This window comes from Leisingera sp. JC1, assembly GCF_001679925.1.
Classification (GTDB): Bacteria; Pseudomonadota; Alphaproteobacteria; order Rhodobacterales; family Rhodobacteraceae; genus Leisingera.
In genome coordinates this window covers 15,404-33,827 of the sequence record NZ_LYUZ01000084.1, presented here as the reverse complement: position 1 = coordinate 33,827, position 18,424 = coordinate 15,404, and the positions used below count along the sequence as shown (strand labels likewise).

At 65.5% G+C, this 18,424-nt stretch carries 14 protein-coding genes; 3 read left to right on the top strand and 11 right to left on the bottom strand.

Translation table 11 applies throughout. From position 1 onward, the window contains the following. Positions 1-32 precede the first annotated feature (32 nt). The gene (locus A9D60_RS10600; RefSeq protein WP_065267557.1) at positions 33-608 is read left to right on the top strand and encodes an exopolysaccharide biosynthesis protein; all 576 of its coding nucleotides are present in this window, start codon (positions 33-35) and stop codon (positions 606-608) included. 254 nt (positions 609-862) lie between these two features. After that, positions 863-1,939, top strand: coding sequence for a ribosome small subunit-dependent GTPase A (gene rsgA / locus A9D60_RS10595; protein ID WP_065267556.1), 1,077 nt, complete (start codon positions 863-865; stop codon positions 1,937-1,939). Between the two features lie 37 nt (positions 1,940-1,976). On the opposite strand, the gene lpdA is transcribed toward rsgA, so the two are convergent. From lpdA to A9D60_RS10560, 7 genes are all read right to left on the bottom strand, one after another. Then, a complete protein-coding gene (lpdA, locus tag A9D60_RS10590) occupies positions 1,977-3,329 on the bottom strand; it encodes a dihydrolipoyl dehydrogenase (protein ID WP_065267555.1) in 1,353 nt (450 codons plus the stop codon). Next, the gene (locus A9D60_RS10585) at positions 3,330-4,583 is read right to left on the bottom strand and encodes a dihydrolipoamide acetyltransferase family protein (RefSeq protein WP_065267554.1); all 1,254 of its coding nucleotides are present in this window, start codon (positions 4,581-4,583) and stop codon (positions 3,330-3,332) included. A gap of 3 nt (positions 4,584-4,586) precedes the next feature. After that, entirely contained in the window at positions 4,587-5,600 is a 1,014-nt protein-coding gene (locus tag A9D60_RS10580; protein ID WP_065267553.1) for an alpha-ketoacid dehydrogenase subunit beta, read from the bottom strand. 1 nt (position 5,601) lies between these two features. Beyond that, positions 5,602-6,837 carry a 3-methyl-2-oxobutanoate dehydrogenase (2-methylpropanoyl-transferring) subunit alpha gene (locus A9D60_RS10575; protein ID WP_065267552.1) on the bottom strand — a complete coding sequence of 412 codons (1,236 nt, stop codon included), beginning with the start codon at positions 6,835-6,837 and terminating at the stop codon, positions 5,602-5,604. Between the two features lie 252 nt (positions 6,838-7,089). After that, a complete protein-coding gene (gene dld, locus A9D60_RS10570) occupies positions 7,090-8,772 on the bottom strand; it encodes a D-lactate dehydrogenase (protein ID WP_065267551.1) in 1,683 nt (560 codons plus the stop codon). 19 nt (positions 8,773-8,791) lie between these two features. Beyond that, positions 8,792-10,858: a TRAP transporter large permease subunit gene (locus tag A9D60_RS10565; protein ID WP_065267550.1), complete on the bottom strand. Its 2,067-nt coding sequence runs from the start codon at positions 10,856-10,858 to the stop codon at positions 8,792-8,794. 122 nt (positions 10,859-10,980) lie between these two features. Beyond that, complete coding sequence (locus tag A9D60_RS10560; protein WP_065267549.1) at positions 10,981-12,033, bottom strand: TRAP transporter substrate-binding protein; 1,053 nt, start codon at positions 12,031-12,033, stop codon at positions 10,981-10,983. 330 nt (positions 12,034-12,363) lie between these two features. On the opposite strand from A9D60_RS10560, the gene A9D60_RS10555 reads away from it, so the two are divergent. Then, positions 12,364-13,137, top strand: a complete 774-nt coding sequence (locus A9D60_RS10555; RefSeq protein ID WP_065267548.1) for a FadR/GntR family transcriptional regulator — start codon at positions 12,364-12,366, stop codon at positions 13,135-13,137. A 190-nt stretch (positions 13,138-13,327) separates the two neighbouring features. Here A9D60_RS10555 and repC read toward each other — a convergent pair whose 3' ends face one another. From repC to A9D60_RS10535, 4 genes are all read right to left on the bottom strand, one after another. After that, positions 13,328-14,572, bottom strand: coding sequence for a plasmid replication protein RepC (gene repC, locus A9D60_RS10550; protein ID WP_302621845.1), 1,245 nt, complete (start codon positions 14,570-14,572; stop codon positions 13,328-13,330). 181 nt (positions 14,573-14,753) lie between these two features. Beyond that, positions 14,754-15,770, bottom strand: coding sequence for a plasmid partitioning protein RepB (gene repB, locus A9D60_RS10545; RefSeq protein WP_065267546.1), 1,017 nt, complete (start codon positions 15,768-15,770; stop codon positions 14,754-14,756). Beyond that, positions 15,767-16,954 carry a plasmid partitioning protein RepA gene (gene repA / locus A9D60_RS10540; protein ID WP_065267545.1) on the bottom strand — a complete coding sequence of 396 codons (1,188 nt, stop codon included), beginning with the start codon at positions 16,952-16,954 and terminating at the stop codon, positions 15,767-15,769. The genes repB and repA overlap by 4 nt, the downstream gene beginning before the upstream one ends. Before the next feature lie 175 nt (positions 16,955-17,129). After that, on the bottom strand, positions 17,130-18,338 hold the full coding sequence (locus A9D60_RS10535; RefSeq protein WP_065267544.1) for a Fic family protein: 1,209 nt from the start codon (positions 18,336-18,338) through the stop codon (positions 17,130-17,132). Positions 18,339-18,424: the final 86 nt, after the last annotated feature.

Sequence of the window (18,424 nt, the reverse complement as noted above, 5' to 3'; positions counted from 1 at the left end):
CAACCCTGGCCAGAAAGCGGTCCCTGTCCTTCATGCTGCTGCGGGTGATCCGCGGCCACCAAAGCGATGATGACATTTCCCTTGGCGCCTTTCTGGAACAGCTTGGCGACCGGTCTTTCGGCTGGGCCATCCTGCTCTCCTGCCTGATCAACCTGCTGCCGCTGCCGCCGGGGGCAACGCTTGTCACCGCCCTGCCGCTGCTGTTCTTCTGCGCCCAGATGGGGCTTGGCTTTGCCAGTGTCCGGCTGCCGCGCAGGATCGCACGGATCCGGATCTCCGGCGCGGCCATGCGCCGGATCGTGCTGCGCCTGCGCCCGGTGTCGCGGCGGCTGGAGCGGATCGCCCGGCCGCGCCTTGGGGCAGTGTTCCAGCCGCGGCGGGAGCAGCTGACCGGGGGCCTGCTGTTCCTGGTCTCGCTGGCCCTGTTCATTCCGCTGCCGCTCACCGGCTGGTTTCCGGCCATCGCCCTGTTCATCACCAGCATCGGGCTGGTGGAGCGGGACGGGGTGATCGTGCTGGCAGGCGCCTGCGCCGGGCTGCTGTCGATTGCCCTGACGGTGTTTGTGGCCGCTTCGCTCCTGATCGGGGCAAACAGCCTGATGCACTGACCCGCATCCGCAGCACCTGCAGCGGACAGTTCTCCTCTTGGCGGTTGTTCCCCGCGCACCGGCGGCCTATATTGCACGCACCGGAAATGGAGATTTTGTGTCCTGGTAAGGATGGGAGGCTTGCTGCCTCCCGGTGCACAGCAGCCGATTGCCCCCCGCCTCCCGCCGGAGAGCGGCTTCGTCTCTGTGCATGTACATTCCCCTTACTCCTGCGCCCGGGCCCACCCCGCGGCAACGACATGAAAGACATTCCAATGACACGGGACTATTCCCAGTTCTTTTCCAGCCCGCTGGACACGCAAAAACCTACCCTCACCCCGCTGCAGGCCCTGGGCTGGCAGCCGCATTTCGCACAGCAGGTCTGCACCGAAGAGATGGCCGCCGCCCCGCCCGTCCGCATCACCGCGGTGCACCGCAGCGTGCTGCACGCCACAGGTGACGGGTTTGAAACCACCCTGCCGCCGCGCCCGGATGCAACCGTGGGTGACTGGCTGATGCTGGACCGCGCGCTGCCGCAGAACAGCCGGATGCTGGAGCGCACCAGCCTGATCCGGCGGCGGGCACCCGGCACCGGCCGGCAGGACCAGCTGATCGCGGCCAATATCGACACCGGTTTTGCCGTCACCTCCTGCAATCAGGACTTCAACACCGCCCGGCTGGAACGCTATCTGGCGCTGATGCTGGAGGCGCAGATCACCCCGGTCATCGTGCTGACCAAGGCGGACCTGACGGATGATCCGCAGGGTTATGTTCAGGCCGCCCGCGCCATTTCGGACAGGGCTGAGGTGGTGGCGCTGGACGCCCGCGGCGGCGAAGTGCAGACCGCGCTTGCGCCCTGGTGCAAACCGGGCAGGACGGTGGCCTTCCTCGGCTCTTCCGGGGTTGGCAAATCGACGCTGGCAAACGCGCTGCTCGGCGGCCAAACCATCGCCACGCAGGCGATCCGCGAGGACGACGCCAAGGGCCGCCACACCACCACGCACCGCGAGCTGCACAAAGCCCCGAACGGCTGCCTGATCCTCGACACCCCCGGCATGCGGGAGCTGCAGCTGACCGATGCGGCGGACGGCATCAGCAGCCTGTTTGCAAACATCACCGAACGGGCCGCGGGCTGCCGCTTCAGCAACTGCCGCCATGACAGCGAACCGGGCTGCGCCGTGCTGCAGGCCGTCGAACAGGGGGAAATCGAACAGGCGCAGCTGGACCGCTGGCGCAAGCTGATGGCTGAGGACGCCTTCAACTCCGCCACGCTGGCCGAGCGCCGCGCCCGCGGCAAGGCGTTTGGCAAAATGGTCCGCAGCGCGGTGAGGATGAAAGACCGCAAGAGGTAGGCGGAAACAAACGTTAGGGTCAGGCTCAGGCCTGACCCTAGATATGCAGCGCCTGCCCCAGCGCCCTCAGGCAGGCCTCCTGCAGGGCTTCCGACTGGGTCGGGTGGGCGTGGATCGTCGCGCCGATATCCTCCAGGCAGGCGCCCATTTCGATGGCCAGCGCAAAGGCGGCAGACAGTTCCGACACCCCTGCCCCGACCGCCTGCAGGCCCACCACCGCATGGTCGCTCTGCCGCCAGATCACCCTCAGGAACCCGTCCTCGCGCTCTGCTGTCAGCGCCCGCCCGTTGGCCTGCAGCGGAAACAGCGTGGCGGCGGTGCCCTCGGCCTCACCCGGCAGCGCGCCGCAGGCCACCACCTCCGGATCGGTGAAGCACACCGCCGGAATGGCCCGCTTGTCCCACTGGACCGCATGGCCCGCGATATACTCGGCCACCATCTCGCCCTGCGCCATGGCGCGGTGCGCCAGCATCGGCTCGCCGGTGACATCACCGATTGCATAGATGCCGCGCATCGACGACTGGCAATGGCTGTCGGTTTTGACAAACGGCCCGTCCTGGGTCAGCGCCAGCTCCTCTATGCCGATCCCGGCGGTGCGGGGCCGCCGCCCGACGGTCACCAGCACCTTCTCCGCCGCCACGTCGCCCTGACTGGTCTGCAGCCTGCCGTTCTCATAGCCCCGCGCCCTTGTGCCGGTCTTCACCGCCACCCCCAGCGCCTTCAGCCGCGCCGAAACCGGGCGGGTCAGCTCCGCATCATAGAGCGGCAGGATGCGCTCTTCCGCCTCGACCACCGTGACCTTCGTGCCCAGCTTGGCAAAGGCGGTGCCCAGCTCCAGCCCGATATAGCCGCCGCCTACCACCGCCAGGCTGTCCGGCACCTGCGTCAGCTCCATCGCCCCGGTCGAGGACAGGATGGGGCCCCCGAACGGCAGATCCGGCAGCTCCACCGGGGCAGAGCCGGAGGCGATGACGATATACTGCGCCTGGATCACCTGGCCGCTGCCGTTCACCGCCACCGTCTTGCCATCCAGGAACCGGGCGCGGCCCTCAACAAACCGCACGCCCGCCTTTTTCATCAGCGCCGCCACGCCGCTGTTCAGCCGCTGCACGATGCCATCCTTCCAGGCCACCGTCTTGGCAAAATCAATCTCAGGCGCGCCGCAGCGGATCCCCAGTGGCCCCTGCGGCGCCTGTGCAATCCGGTGGAACTCTTCCGCCGCATGGATCAGCGCCTTCGACGGGATGCAGCCCACGTTCAGGCAGGTGCCGCCCGGCTTGCCCTCGTCCACCACGATGGTGTCGATGCCCAGCTGGCCCGCGCGGATGGCGCAGACATAGCCGCCGGGGCCGGCACCGATGATCAGCAGTTTGCATTTCAGATCAGACATTCAGCCCTCGACAAACAGCATCGCTGGGGTTTCCAGCAGGGATTTCAGTTTCTGCACAAAGACCGCGGCGTCCCAGCCGTCGACCACCCGGTGATCGAAGGAGCAGGACAGGTTCATCATCTTGCGCGGCCGGAACTGCTGGCCGTCCCAGACCGGGCGGATCTGCATCTTGTTGACGCCGACGATGGCCACCTCCGGGTAGTTCACGATCGGGGTGGTGGCGATGGCACCCAAGGGGCCCAGCGAGGTGATGGTGATGGTGCCGCCGCTCAGCTCCTCCCGCTTGATGGAGCCGTCGCGGGCGGCCTCTGCCAGCCGCTGGATTTCCGCCGCATTGTCCCACAGGCTGCCCGCCTCGGCATGGTGCACCACCGGCACCGTCAGCCCCTGCCCTGTCTGGGTGGCGATGCCCGCATGCACACCGCCGTGGCGGTGGATCACGCCGTCTTCGTCATCGAACCGGGCGTTCAGCCCGGGCTGCTCGCGCACCGCCTCGACAATGGCGCGCAGCAGGAAGGGCAGCAGCGTCAGCTTGGGGCGGCTGCCCTCGTGTTTCTTGTTCAGCGCCGCGCGCAGATCCTCCAGCGCGCCCATCTCCACCTCCTCGACGATGGTGATATGCGGGATCTGCCGTTTCGCCAGCGCCATCTTCTCGGCGATCTTGCGGCGCATGCCGACCACCCGGATCTCCTCGACCCCGGTGTTGCGGCCGCGGGTGACACCGCCCTGCTTGATGCCGCCGGAGGCGATCCAGTTGTCCAGGTCCTCATGGCTGATGCGCCCCGCCGGGCCGCTGCCCGGCACCTGCCGCAGGTTCACCCCCTCGGCCCGCGCCCGCGCCCGCACCGAGGGCGCGGCCAGCGGCTTGGCGCCCTCCGGCGGCGGCAGCCGGTGCCCCGCTCTTTTTGCCACCGCCGGCGGCGCCGGCTCTGGCTCTGTCCCAGCCCCCTGCTCAGACTGCGGCGCAGGCTTTGCCTCCGGCTCAGGTGCGGGCGCGGCAGCATTGCCCGCGCCTTCGACCTCCAGCCGCACCAGAACCCCGCCGACCGGGATCATTGCGCCGATCTCGCCGCCCAGCTCCAGCACCGTGCCATCGGCTGAGGACGGCACCTCCACCGCGGCCTTGTCGGTCATCACCGCGGCCAGGATGTCGTCCTCGCGCACCACATCGCCCGGCTTCACATGCCATTCGATCAGCTCCGCCTCGGCGACGCCCTCGCCGACATCGGGCAGCCGGATTTCAAACACCCCCATGGATCACTCCTCCATGACTTTCTTCAGCGCCTCGCCAACCCGGCCAGGCCCCGGAAAATACTCCCACTCCTGCGCATGCGGGTACGGCGTGTCCCAGCCCGTCACCCGGATCACCGGCGCCTCCAGGTGGTAAAAGCAATGCTCCTGCACCAGCGCCATCAGCTCCGCCCCGAAACCACAGGTGCGGGTCGCCTCATGCACGATCACGCAGCGCCCGGTTTTCTGCACCGAACCCACGATCGCCTCCAGGTCCAGCGGCATCAGGCTGCGCAGGTCGATCACCTCCGCATCCACCCCGGTCTCCTCTGCCGCGGCTTCGGCCACAAAAACCATGGTGCCATAGGCCAGCACCGTCACCTCCGCGCCCTCGCGGCGGATGGCCGCCTTTCCCAGCGGCACGATTTCGTCCCCGTCCGGCACCTCGCCCAGCGGATGGGACTTCCAGCTTTCGACCGGTTTGTCGTGATGGCCGTCAAACGGCCCGTTATAGAGCCGCTTCGGCTCGAAAAAAATCACTGGATCCGGGTCGGCAACCGCCGCCAGCAGAAGCCCCTTGGCGTCGCGCGGATTGGACGGCATCACCACCTTCAGCCCCGACACATGGGTAAACAGCGCCTCCGGGCTCTGGCTGTGGGTCTGGCCGCCAAAGATGCCGCCGCCGGTGGGCATCCGGATCACCAGCGGACAGGTGAAATCGGCGTTCGAGCGGTGCCGCAGCCGTGCCGCTTCTGAAACGATCTGGTCATAGGCCGGATAGACATAATCCGCGAACTGGATCTCGATCACCGGCTTCAGCCCATAGGCCGCCATGCCGATGGCGGTGCCGACAATGCCGGATTCATTGATCGGCGCGTCAAAGCAGCGGGATTTGCCGTATTTCTCCTGCAGCCCCGCGGTGCAGCGGAACACGCCGCCGAAAAACCCCACATCCTCGCCGAAAACAACCACCCGCTCGTCCGCCGCCATCGCCACGTCATGGGCCTCGCGGATGGCTTCGATCATGGTCATCCGCGCCATCTCAGAACCCCGCTTCCTGGCGCTGCCGGATCAGATGCGGCGGCATCGTTTCATAGACGCCTTCGAACATGTCGCGCGGGCTGGGGACCTTGCCGGCGCTCAGCGTGCCGATGGCCTCCGCCTCCTTCTGCGCCGCGCGCACGGTGTCCAGCACCTCCGCCTCGGCCTGGGCGTGGCGCTCCTCGCTCCATTCCCCGATGGCGATCAGATGCTTCTTCAGCCGCTCCACCGGGTCGCCCAGCGGCCAGGCCGCCGCCTCGCGCCGGGACCGGTAGGCAGAGGGGTCATCGCTGGTGGAATGGCCGCCCGCGCGGTAGGACACATGCTCGATCAAGGTCGGCCCATGCCCCCGCCGCGCCCGCTCGCAGGCCCATTTCGCCACCGCATGCACCGCCAGGTAATCGTTGCCATCCACCCGGACAGAGGCGATGCCGAACCCGTGGCCGCGGGCGGCAAAGGTGCCGACCCCGCCGCGGGCAATGCCCTGGAAGGTCGAGATGGCCCATTGGTTGTTGACGATATTCAGCACCACCGGCGCGGTGTAGGTCGAAGCAAACACCATCGCCGCATGGAAATCGTTTTCCGCGGTGGAGCCGTCGCCGATCCAGCCCGCCGCAATCCGCGTGTCGCCTGATATGGCAGAGGCCATCGCCCAGCCCACCGACTGCACGAACTGGGTGCCCAGATTGCCGGAAATCGTGAAAAACCCGTGTTCCTTGGAGGAATACATGATCGGCAGCTGCCGCCCGTGCAGCGGGTCCTCGGCGTTGGAATAGATCTGGTTCATCATCGTGACCATCGGATAGCCGCTGGCGATCAGCAGCCCGGCCTGCCGGTAGGTCGGGAAATTCATGTCGCCCGGCTCCAGCGCCCGGCTGAAGGCGCAGCTGACCGCCTCCTCGCCCAGGTGCTGCATGTAGAAACTGGTCTTGCCCTGCCGCTGCGCATTCAGCATCCGCGCATCGAACGTCCGCAGCAGCAGCATGTGGCGCAGCCCCTCGTGCAGCTCTTCGGTGCTCAGCGCGCCCGCCCAGTCGCCCACCGCCTCGCCGTCCTTGTTCAGCACCCGCACGATGGAAAACGCCATGTCCCGGATCGCATCCGGGTCCACATCCACCGGCGGCCGCGGCACTGCGCCTGCGCGGGGGATTTCAAAGCCGGAAAAATCCGGCGTGCTGCCCGGCCGGCAGCCCGGCTCTGGAACATTCAGCGAAAGCGGTCGGGTGTCACTGGTCATGCTGCACCTTTCTGGCTGCGCAGCCTTCGGACGCCGTCGGGCGGGCTGCTCCGTGCCGGGCAAGCGCCGCCGCTCTGTGCCGCTGCTGCCTGCCCTGCCCCGTTTTTTACCACATAGTCCGGTAACCAAGTGCGGCCACGGTTGCAGAACCGCGCCGCCGCGGCAACCTTTGCATGACGGCAAACCGCCCGGGCGGCGGCCCAGGCGGCTGGTTTACGCAACTTTTCGGTACAAGGGACGCCGCAGGCGCTCTCAGGCGTAATGCTTGTTCCGTGACATCTTGCCGATGCCGGGGTTCATGCTGTTGGTGGGGTCCACCGATTTATAGAACTCCGCCAGGTCCGGTTTGGCCGGGTACAGGTGGCCGACGTTGTGCTCTGCCGGGTATTCCGCCCCGCGCTGATCCAGCAGCGCCAGCATCGCCTCCTTCAGCGCCTTCACGTCTGCGCCCTTCTTCACGATGTAATCCTGATGCAGCACGTGGCACATGAAATGCCCGTAATAGAGCCTGCCGGCCAGCTGATCCGCGATCTCCGGCGGCAGCTCCTCGAACCAGTCCTGATCGTTGCGGCGCAGGGCGATATCCAGCGCGATGATGTCCTCCACCTCCGCCCGGTGCACCGCCATGTAGCGCACCGCGGCGCCGGCCGCGGCAAAGCGGTGCAGCCCCGCCATCTTGGCCTCGCGCGGGGAGCATTCGAAATAGCTGAGCATCCCCTCCCCCGCCATCTCCTCCAGCAGGGCGCGGGCCTCGGCGATGCCGCCATCGCGCATCTTGAGGATCAGGTGATGCGGGTGGGACCGGCGGAACGCCCGCATCCGCCGCGGCAGGATATCCGGCCACAGGCGCGACAGCATCTGCATTACGCGGTCGGTCAGATTGCCAAGCCCGGGAATGCCCGCCAGCCGCGCATCCACCGCGCCTTTCAGGGCAAAGAACAGCGGCAGCCGGTCCGTGCCCAGCTTGTCGATCATCACCATGGTGTCCTTGCCATAGCGGTCCGACAGGTCAAAGACATCCCGGTGCATGTATTCGGCGCTCACCGGCAGAGTGGCAAACTCCGCCAGAATGCGGCGGCGCAGGGCGGTCAGCGCCGCGGTGGTCCGGCTGCCGACGTAAAACGTCAGCTCTTCCTCATTCTTGGCATAGGTATCCAGCCGCACCGCAAACACCGCCAGCTTGCCCGCACAGCCCGCCGCCTCATACAGCCGCGACTTGTCGGCGTTGAACCGCGCCGGGGTCGGCGCGTCGATGTCCCGGACCCGGCGGGCATAGGAGGTGTCAGAGGCTTTCCGATTGCCGGTCTCGATATCTTCGGGGCGGTAGTCGCCGCTCTGCAGCCGGGTCAGGATCTCCTCCGGGCTGGCGCCCAGATTGATGCCCAGGTGGTTGACCAGCTCCAGCTGGCCGTCCCCGGTAATGCGGGCGAACAGCGACAGTTCGGTATAGGACGGCCCCCGCTCCACCAGCGACCCGCCGGAATTGTTGCAGACGCCACCCACGATGGACGCCCCGATGCAGGAGGAGCCGATCACCGAATGCGGCTGGCGGCCCAGCGGCGCCAGCAGCCTTTCCAGCGCAAACAGGGTGCTGCCGGGGAAGCTGACGACCTGCCTGCCGCCGTCCAGCAGCTGCAGCTGGTCCATCCGCCGGGTGTTGATCAGCACCACGTCCCGGTCATAGCGGCCCTTGGGGGTGGAGCCCTCGGTCAGCCCGGTGTTGGCCGCCTGCATGATCACGATCTTGTCCGCCGCCACACAGGCCTGCAGCACCTTCCACTGCTCCAGCAGGGTTGCGGGCCGGACCACCGCCAGCGCCTCCCCCTCGCCGGAGCGGAACCCCTTGCGGAACCGCCGCGTGGCGCGGTCGCCGGTCAGCACATGGCGCCGCCCGCAGATGGATTTCAGCGTCTCGATCAGCTCTGCATCGCTCATGACAGCCGCCCTCCCCTGCTCAGTAAGCCACAGATGGCAGCCAGGTCGCCAGTGCCGGCCACAGGTAGACAAACATCAGGCCCGTCAGCTGCAGCAGCACAAACGGAATGATGCCCTTGTAGATATGGCCCAAACGGATCTCCGGCGGGCAGACGCCCTTGAGGTAGAACAGCGCAAAGCCAACCGGCGGCGTCAGGAAGGAGGTCTGCAGCGTCACCGCCACCAGGATCACGAACCACACCAGCGCCGGCTCATCGATGGCGCCGAAACCGGGAATATCCAGCCCCAACCCGTTCACGATCGGGCGCATCAGCGGCAGCACGATCAGGGTGATCTCGATCCAGTCCAGCACAAACCCCAAGAGGAACACGATGAACAGGATCATGAAGACGGTGCCCTCCGGCCCGAAGCCGGTGCCCTGGATCATCTCCTCGATCAGCGCATCGCCGCCCAGCTCCCGCAGCACATAGGAAAACACCGTCGCGCCGAGGAAGATCGCAAAGATATAGGCGGTGGTGTTAAACGTCGCCTTCAGCACGTTGACCAGCTTCGCCAGCGTCAGCCTGCGGTAGCCAAGCGCCAGCAGCGTCGCCCCCAAAGCGCCCACTCCGGACGCCTCGGTCGGGGTGGTGAGACCTGCAAAAATAGAGCCTAACACAGCCAGAATTAGCCCCAGTGTCGGCAGCACCGCAATCATCACGTCCTTGACCGCCGCCCAGTCCGGGCGCTTGGCCCCCGCAGGTGCCGGGGCCGCGTCGCGTTTGATCAGCGCAATCACGAAGATATAGGTGAGGTACAGCGCGCCGATGATCACGCCGGGGAACACCGCCGCCATGAACAGGTCGCCGACGCTCAGCGCCATCTGGTCCGCCATGATCACCAGCATGATCGAGGGCGGGATCAGGATCCCCAGCGTGCCGGAGGCAGAGACCACGCCCGCCGCCAGCGCAGGCGAATACTTCTGCTCCATCATCGACGGCAGCGACAAGACACCCAGCAGCACCACAGAGGCACCGATGATGCCGGTGGAGGCCGCAAGGATGATGCCGATCAGGGTGACGGTGATCGCCAGCCCGCCGCGCACGGTGCCGAACAGGCGCTGCATCGCACTCATCAGACGCTCCGCCACGCCGCTTTCATCCAGCATCAGACCCATGAAGATGAACATCGGCAGCGCCACCAGCACCGCGTTCGACATGGTGGCATAAACCCGGTTCACCACCGCACCCAGGGTCAGGTAATCCAGCCCGGTCAGGGTTTCCTCCAGCCCGGTCCAGTGCATCATGCCGTTGTCGAACAGATAGGCCAGCCCGCAATAGGCCACCCCTACCCCGGCCAGCGTCCAGGCCACCGGAAAGCCGGTGAACAGCAGCGCGATGAAGGTCAGGAACATGGCGATGACCAACTTTTCCTCGGTGGTCTCCACCAGGAAGGTCAGCGCGGTCGCCACAACAGCAAAGCCAACCAGCGCCCAGACCACCAGCCGCAGGCTTTTGCCGGCGCGCTCCTCTGCCGGGCCTGCCAGCAGCGCGTGGCCGTCATGGATCAGCCGCGCCAGCGCCGCCGCCGCCAAGAGGACAAAGCTCAGCGGGATCACCGCTTTCAGCGCCCAGCGGGCCGGCAGGCCCGTGGGGCTGTCAGAGCGTTCGCTCACCCGCCAGCTTTCGTAAAAATAATCATAGCCCTGATCGATCATCAGATAGATGAACGGCACCAGCAGGGTCAAGATGCCGATCACTTCGATGATCCGCCGGGCGCGGCGGCTCAGCTGCATATGCAGCACATCCACCCGCACATGGCTGTCAGTGACCAGCGCATAAGAAATGCCGATCATCGTCACCAGCCCGTAGAAATGCCACTGGATCTCGTCCAGTTTGGGATAGTTCTGGTTCAGCAGGTAGCGCAGCGCCACTTGCGACACGATGGCCAGCACCAGCAGCACGTTGGCCCACATCACCAGGTTGCCGGTCCCCTTGACCGCAGTGTCGATCCACACCGCCAGCTGCTGCCGGTCCTCGTCGCCATGCTCCAGGATCTCTTCGTAGCGTTCGATCGGGTCATCCTGCAGGTGCAGATTCTCAGCCATGGTTTCCTCCTCCGGAACGTGGCGTGCGCGGACGTGAATGCGCCCGTGTCAGTCAGGGAAATGACGAAAATCAGGGAAAGCGGGGCGGCGGAAATACTGCCGCCCCAAGGTGCGCAAGCGGGTTACTTGCGCGGGAGGAATGCGTTTTCTTTCCAGACCGCATAGCCTTCGCGGAAGGTCTGCATGTCCAGCAGCACCCGGCCGAAGAACTGGTCGTTGGTGGCCTCTTCCGCGGCGACCTCGTCCCAGGTGGCACGGAACAGCTCCAGCATCTGGTCGTCCCATTGCTTGATCTGCACGCCGTTGTTTTCGACGTTGTCGATCAGCGCCTCGTGCTGGATCGCCTCGCCTTCGGCAAAGCTGTCGGCCATCGAGGCCTTGCAGGCATTTTCGATGATCGCCTTGTGCTGGGCGCTGGCCTCGTTCCAGACGTCCTTATTGACCAGCAGTTCAAACACGGTGGCCTGCTGGTGCCAGCCGGGGAAGTAGTTGTATTTCACCAGCTTGTGAAAGCCCAAACGGGCGTCGATTGCGGGCATCGAGAACTCGGTCGCGTCAATCGCGCCCTTCTCCAGCGCCGGGAAGATCTCGCCGCCGGGCAGCAGCGATGTGGCCACGCCCAGCTTCTGCATCACCTTGCCGCCGAGGCCGAAGAAGCGCATCTTCAGGCCGTTCAGATCCTCGGCGCTGTTGATCTCCTTGGCGAACCAGCCGGAGGTCTCCGGCGCGATCACCGCGCAGGGCAGCACCTTCACGTTATAGCCCGCCTGGTCGTACATCTCCTGATACAGGGTCATGCCGTTGCCATAGTAGAGCCAGGCCATGTACTCGCCCGCCTCCGGGCCGAACGGCACAGCAGAGAACAACGGCGCAGCCGGGATCTTGCCCGCCCAGTAACCGGCGGTGGTGTAGCCGGAGTTAATCTTGCCGGAGGATACCGCGTCCAGGATTTCAAACGGCGGCACCAGTTTGCCAGGCTCATAGACCTTCATCTTCAGGCTGCCGCCAGACATCAGGTCCAGCTGCTCCGCCACCCGCGGGATCGGCGAGCCGAGGCCCGGCAGCGCGGTCGAAAACGCAATCGGGGTTTTCAGCAGCAGCTTGTCAGCGGCCTGTGCGGCGGGGGCTGCCAGCAGCGATGCGGCCACGGCCAGCGAGGTCAGGGTCTTTTTCATGGGATCTCCTCCGGGTTCAGTCCGGCCGCTCCTCCGGCCGCAATTCCAACCGCTGATGCGGTATGACTGGTAAATATTGTTGACCACATAATTCAGTCAACAACTTTATTTACCACTTTGCTGGTAGGCCGCGGGAAGGTGAGGCGTGCAAAACCGCATGTATTTTCGGAGATTTCAGCGCCGGTTCAGAAAAGATTGTTTTCTTTCATGCTATTGTCTCAATCCCGGATATCCGTATTTCTGGGTACCTCGGCTTGCAGTTTTGCGGCGCAGTGGTAAAGTTTCGGAATGACCTCTGGCTTGAGGTTTCCCTGCATCAAAGTGGACGCCATGACCGACATCCGCCCGTTTGACCCCGTTGGACACGAATCGATTGCCGATGCCGTGGTGGAGCAGATTGAGACGATGATCGTAGACGGCATCCTCAAGGAAGGCCGCAAACTGCCCTCCGAGCGGGAACTGGCAGAGGCCATGGGAGTGTCGCGCCCCAAGCTGCGCGAGGCGCTGCAAACGCTGGAAGGCCGCGGGTTGGTCAATGTCCGCCATGGCGAGGGCACCTTCATCGCGCCGCTCACCGGCCGGGCCATGTCCCCTGCCCTCCTGTCGCTCTACACCCGCCACGGCGGCGCCTTCTACGACTACCTGGAATACCGCCGCGAACAGGAGGCTTTTGCCAGCCGCCTGGCCGCCGCCCGCGCCACAGACTCCGACAAGGCGCGGCTGGCTGAGATCATCGCCGATATGCAGAAAGCCTGGGAGCAGGACGATCAGGACGCCAGCCAGGAGGCCGATTTCCGCCTGCACACCGCCGTTGTCGACGCCAGCCAGAACACCACGCTGATCCACATGATGGCCTCGGTCTACGACCTGACCCGGCAGGGGGTGTTCTACAACCGCGAATTCCTGCGCACCATGGACGGCACCGGCGCGGAGCTGCTGAAGCAGCACAAGGAGATCGCCCAGGCAATTATCGACGGCGACCCGGAGCGCGCCGAGGTCGCAGCCCGGCGCCACATGGATTTTGTCGAGGAATCCTTCCGCACTGGACAGGAGCAGCAGGCCCGCGAGATCCGCGCTGCCAAGCGGCGGCAACTGACTAAATAGGTCCGCGGCGGACCCGCCGGAGCGCTTTTACCTCAACCGGGCCGGAGCCTTATCCAGTCGGCAAAACCGCACTGCCCCGGTTTTCTGCTCCCTGCGACTCAGGCAACTGGCTCCGCATTTACTGCCGCAATCTGGCTAGGCTGTTTTCACAGCGGTAAGGGCAGGCAAGGAGTTCACAGCTGTGAACTCTCTAGGCTGCGGCTTTGCGGGCGAGTGCCATGACCATCGGGGCACTGGTGAAGGTTCCGGAGACAGCCTTGGCATTCAGATGCCTGAGGTATCCGCTGGGCGAGCGGATATCGGGGAACCGTTCGAGCATTGCGGCGACCACGGTTGCGGCTTCTGCGGCCCCCATAACAGTCTTGGTCTCTTCCCAGACGGCTGAAGAGATTCCCATCATCGGCCGCACGGTATCGGCGGCCCGCAGGAGGTCGGGCCAATGGCGGATGGCTCCATCCGCATAGCTCTGGATTTCACCGCAGGCCGAAAGGATCAGGCGCAGCGGGAGGTTCGGGCCGCTGGGGTCAGGGGCCTTTGGTGGCTGGGGTCGGGTTTCATGGCTCACGGGACCTTGTTCTGAGGGTTTCTCAGCATAGCCGGTATCCTCTTGCGATTCCGTATGCGGTGCGTGCGCTGGCTTAACGGCCTGTTCAGATTCAAAAGAGTCTTTCTTAGAATTCTGATAGTGGTGCTCAATTTGGGCGTCACTGGTGCCCGGTTTCTCTGCAAAAAGGGTCTCTAATTGGCGTTTGGTTTCCTCCAATGCGGTGGAGAGAGATGCCTGGATGTCAGCCAGATCAGTCAGACCGAGCTTGCGGCGCAGGTCGCGGGCTGTGAGATGTGCGAGGTCCTGGAACTGGTCCCAAATGGACAGCTCAGGATCTTCTGCAGCGCCAAGCAGAGCCAGGTTCAGCAGGTCGCGGCGCATCAGGCTGACGGTTTCGCGCAGCTGCTTGATGCGGGACGCCAGGGCGCGCTCAGCCTCGGCGGCGTCCGAAAACTCGGCGTAGCGGCGGGCGAGGGGGGAGAGGTCGAAGCCGTAGGCCACACGCTCGCCCTGGGAACGGCGCACGTAGCGTTTGCCGTTGGGGCTGTCGCGGCGGATCAGGATGCCCGCGGCTACCAGCTTGGCCATGTGGCGGCGCATGGTGGAATTGGGCATCCCGTTCAGCCGCTCGCAGATGGTCCGGTTGGAAGGGTGCACCACGGTGACTCCGGGCTGGGGATCCACATCGGTGCCGGGCAGGAAGCTGATCAGCGCCTGCAGGACGGAGAGGTCGCGGTCATTCAGGCCATAGGCCTTGCGCGCCGCTGCGAGTTCGCGCAGCGCGTCCCACTTGCTGACAGGGCTGAGCATAGGGGAGGGTGCGGCGGCGGCCTGCTGGTGTTTCAGCAGGACAGCATCCACCGTTCGCCCAAAAGGCGTGAGGGGCATATATCCCATGTCATCATCACGAAAGACAAAAAAACAGCGGCCCGCGAATCGCTTTGGACTTGCGGTCAAACGCTCCGGCCACTAACTTGAAGGTGCTAGAAACAAGTTGGTCTCGTGGAGCTTCGGTTTTGCGGGGCCTTCTTTTTTGCCTGCTCAGTGCCTCCTAAGTTGTTGTTATCATTTATTCTTCGCCGCGCGACTGCCAGCGCGCGTGAAGCTCTTCAATCAGTGTTTGCGCCTCAGCCTCCAGCCAGTCGGCAAAGCCGCCGCCAGGAAGTTCGAGGCTGACGCCCTTGGCGGTGCGGCGCAGGGTGGCGCTGCGCAGGCCATCCACGGTGAGCGGCTGGCTGAGGGTGCGGGCCTTGGGTTCCTTTGCCGGTTTCTGCGGGGCAGGGGAGGGCGCTACGGCGCTGTACACCGCCTCAAACGCAAGCACCGACGGGTCGGCGGGCTCCGTCTCGGCAGCGCCGTTGACGGCCCGCATTGTGAAATCGTCGTATTCCTTCTGGGCGATGGCAATCAGCCCCTCCTGGCTGGCGCCGCTGGCGGCAATTGCCTTGGCCAGCGCGTCCCAGCGGGGGCGGCCGATGCCCTGGGCCGGGCCGATGGCGCGGATCAGATCGGGGCCCACCGCCTCGGCAATGGCGATGGCCATGGAGACGGAGGATTTGGTGACGGTCAGAACCTCGGCGACCTGCGACTGGTTGCCAAAGCCGTTTTCGACCAGCTCCTGCGCGAACAGGGCCTTTTCGATGAAGCTCAGGTCGCGGCGCGCCATGTTTTCGGAAATCTGGGCGCGCACGGCGGCGTCATCATCCAGTGTTGCGACCAGGGCGCGGACCTTGGTCACCTTGTCGGAGGCGCGGATCGCCTCCAGCCGGCGGCGGCCGTAGACCAGCAGATAGCGGTCGGCTTCGGACGGGTGGCGGCGCACCAGGATCGGCACGGTCTGGCCGTTGGCCTCAATCGCGTCGCGCAGGTCGTGGATGTCGTTGGGGTCGAGCCGGTCGTGGACGCGGGTGTCCTCGATCTGATGCGGCTCCAGATCCCAGACCCGGTGCGAATCAACCGCGTCGCGGGCCGAGCGCAGGGCGCGGTTGCTGGACATCATCGGCGTCGCCGGGGCAGGGGAGGAGACCGGCGCGCCGGCCGCGGCCAGGCTGTCGAGCATCGAAAGGCGTGATTTTTTGCTGGTCATGTGCGCCCCCAGGTTTCCTGAATGAGCTGGCTGATTTCGTCGTTCACGGCGTTCAGGCTTTCGACCGCGCGGTCATAGGTGGAGCGGGTGAAAGCGCTGCGTTCGACCTCGTATAGAGTCTGTTTTGTGAGGCCTGCGTCGGAAATCGCTGTGGATTTCAGCATCGGCGCGTTCAGCACCTTGTCGCCGTACATGGTGCGCAGGAAGGCAACGATGCGGTTCTGCGGCGCGTCCGAGGGTTCGTAGCGGGTCAGCAGGTAGCGCATCCAGTCGTGGCTCATATCCGCGCCGGACTGGGCGATCACGTCCATCAGGTCGGCGGTCATGCGCAGGAATTGCGACATCGACATCACGTCGAGCATCTCCGGGTGGATCGTCACCAGCACGCCGGTGGCGGCGGAGAGCGCCGACATGGTGAGGAAGCCGAGCTGCGGCGGGCAGTCGATCACCACCACGTCATAGTCGGAATCGACCTGTGTCAGAGCCTCTTTGACCCGGAAAAAGAACAAGCCGGCGCTGCCCTGCGCGAGGGCGCGGGGGGTGTCGTGCTCGAATTCCATCAGTTCGAGGTTGCCGGGGATCAGGTCGAGGTTCGGGATATAGGTCTTGCGGATCACCGAGGAGATCGGCGCCGGGTCGTCGTAGCGGATGGCGTCATAAAGCGTGCCGCCGTCCTTGAGGTCGAACTCCGGCTGGACGCCGTGCAGCGCGGTCAGCGACGCCTGCGGGTCGAGGTCGATCGCCAGCACCCGGTAGCCCTTGAGCGCGAGGCGCTGCGCCAGATGGGCGGAAGTGGTGGTCTTGCCGGAGCCGCCCTTGAAATTCATCACGCCGATGATCTGCATGTGATCATCTTCGCGGCGGCCGGGCAGGTAATCGCCGGGTTTGCGGGCGGTTTTTTCCAGCAGCTCGCGCAGCTCGCGGATGTCCTCGGCGGAATACTGGCGGCGGTTGCCGGCGGTCAGCTCGGGCGAGGGGCCCTTGCCGTCCAGATGCAGCTTGCGCAGGTAGGAATCATTCACGCCCAGCAGGCTTGCGGCCTCGCCGGAGGTGAATTTGCGCATGGTCTTGGAGGCGTTCGGCGGGAACAGGCTTTCGCGCTGCGCATGCAGCTGGGCCGCAATCCATTCGGAATGCTGGCGGATCACCGCATTGAGATCCTCAGGTGTGTATGTATGATCCATCTGCCCTTGTGCCTGCCATCTGCGCCGCTCTGCCTTTTACCCGTGTGTCTGCTGCCTGGCGTGTTCACGGAATTTGGCGTTTGCCGCCTCTTTTCCGTGACTATTGGCCAAAGAGCGGGATTCGTGCAAGCGTTTTCTATAGTTGGCGTTTGCCGGGCGGGCAGGGGGCGCGGCGTCAGCGGCTGGGAAACAGGCCGGGCATCCAGTCCCCGGCCAGCGCCGCGGGGAAGGTCAGCTGCAGGGGCGCGCGCTGGGTTGGCGATGCCAGCGCGCCGGCCGCCAGCAATCCGGCGGTCACCTTGCGGGCCTGGCGGTCGCTGACGCCAAGCAGCCCGTGCACGCTCCCGCGTTCCAGTTTGCCCAGGGTTAGAGCCTCGCGCATCACGGTTTCGGCACCGGTCAGCAGGCGGCCTGCCTTGATTTCCTGCTGGCACCAGGCCTCAACCCGGGTGCGCAGGGCCTGCGGCTGCATCAGCCGCTCCATGAAGCGGACCTGGTCGATTGCGGTTTCCAGGAAGAAGGCGGCAAACTCCGCCAGCCGCTGCTCCGACAGGTTGCCGCGGCCGTCGGCGCCGCCGTGGCGGGGTTCATCCGCAGCCATCAGGCGCTGCTTGTACTCGGCCTCCTTGCGGGCGAGGCCGCGGGAGGCGGACCACAGGCCCTCGGAATTCACGTTCTGGCGCAGCATGGCGTGGGCGACCATGCGCGACACCCGCCCGTTCAGGTCCAGGAAAGGGTGCACCCAGACCAGCCGGTGATGGGCGCAGGCGGTGGCGATGATGGCGCCGCTGCGGCCCTGGGCGCCGTACATCTTGCGCATATGGGCCAGCAGCCGCGCCACCGCGCCGGGGCTGGGGGCGACGTGCTTGCCCACCTGCACGTAATCCGTGCGGAAGGCGCCGGGGATGATCCGGGTCTCCGTGCCGTCCGGGCTGCGCGCGGTCAGCAGGCTTTCGGGCAGGTTTTCGCAGAACCGGCGGTGGATTTCCTGCAGCACGGCGGGATCGAGCGGATGGCCGGGCAGCCCGCCCTCATCTATCCATTTCTGCACGGCGATATGGGCGACTGCCTCCAGCTGCAGATCGCGCTTGGCCTGATCCTGGCTGAAATCCTGATTGAGTGCGCGTTCGATGTCGACCGGGTGGGTGTTGTGGCCCTCGATCAGGTTCGAATAGTAGCAGTTCATCGACCGCACCAGGCCTGCCAGCGGAGTGCGGACGGCCTCTGGCAGCGCGGCGCGCAGGGCTGAGGAGGCCATCGCCAGCTCCACCGCCAGATCGTTGAGGGCAGGGCGGTGCCGGGAGGCTTCTTCGGGGATCAGCGGCTCGACGATGGTGATCGGCTCGCCATCATCCGCCAAGTCGGTTGGCCTGTCCGCCGCCATGCAGTGCCCCTGTTCCGCTTCCGGGGTGTGACGCCCGTTTTGTTCCTATTCAAGTTCCGTTTTATAGCCCGTTTTCGGCCGCTGGG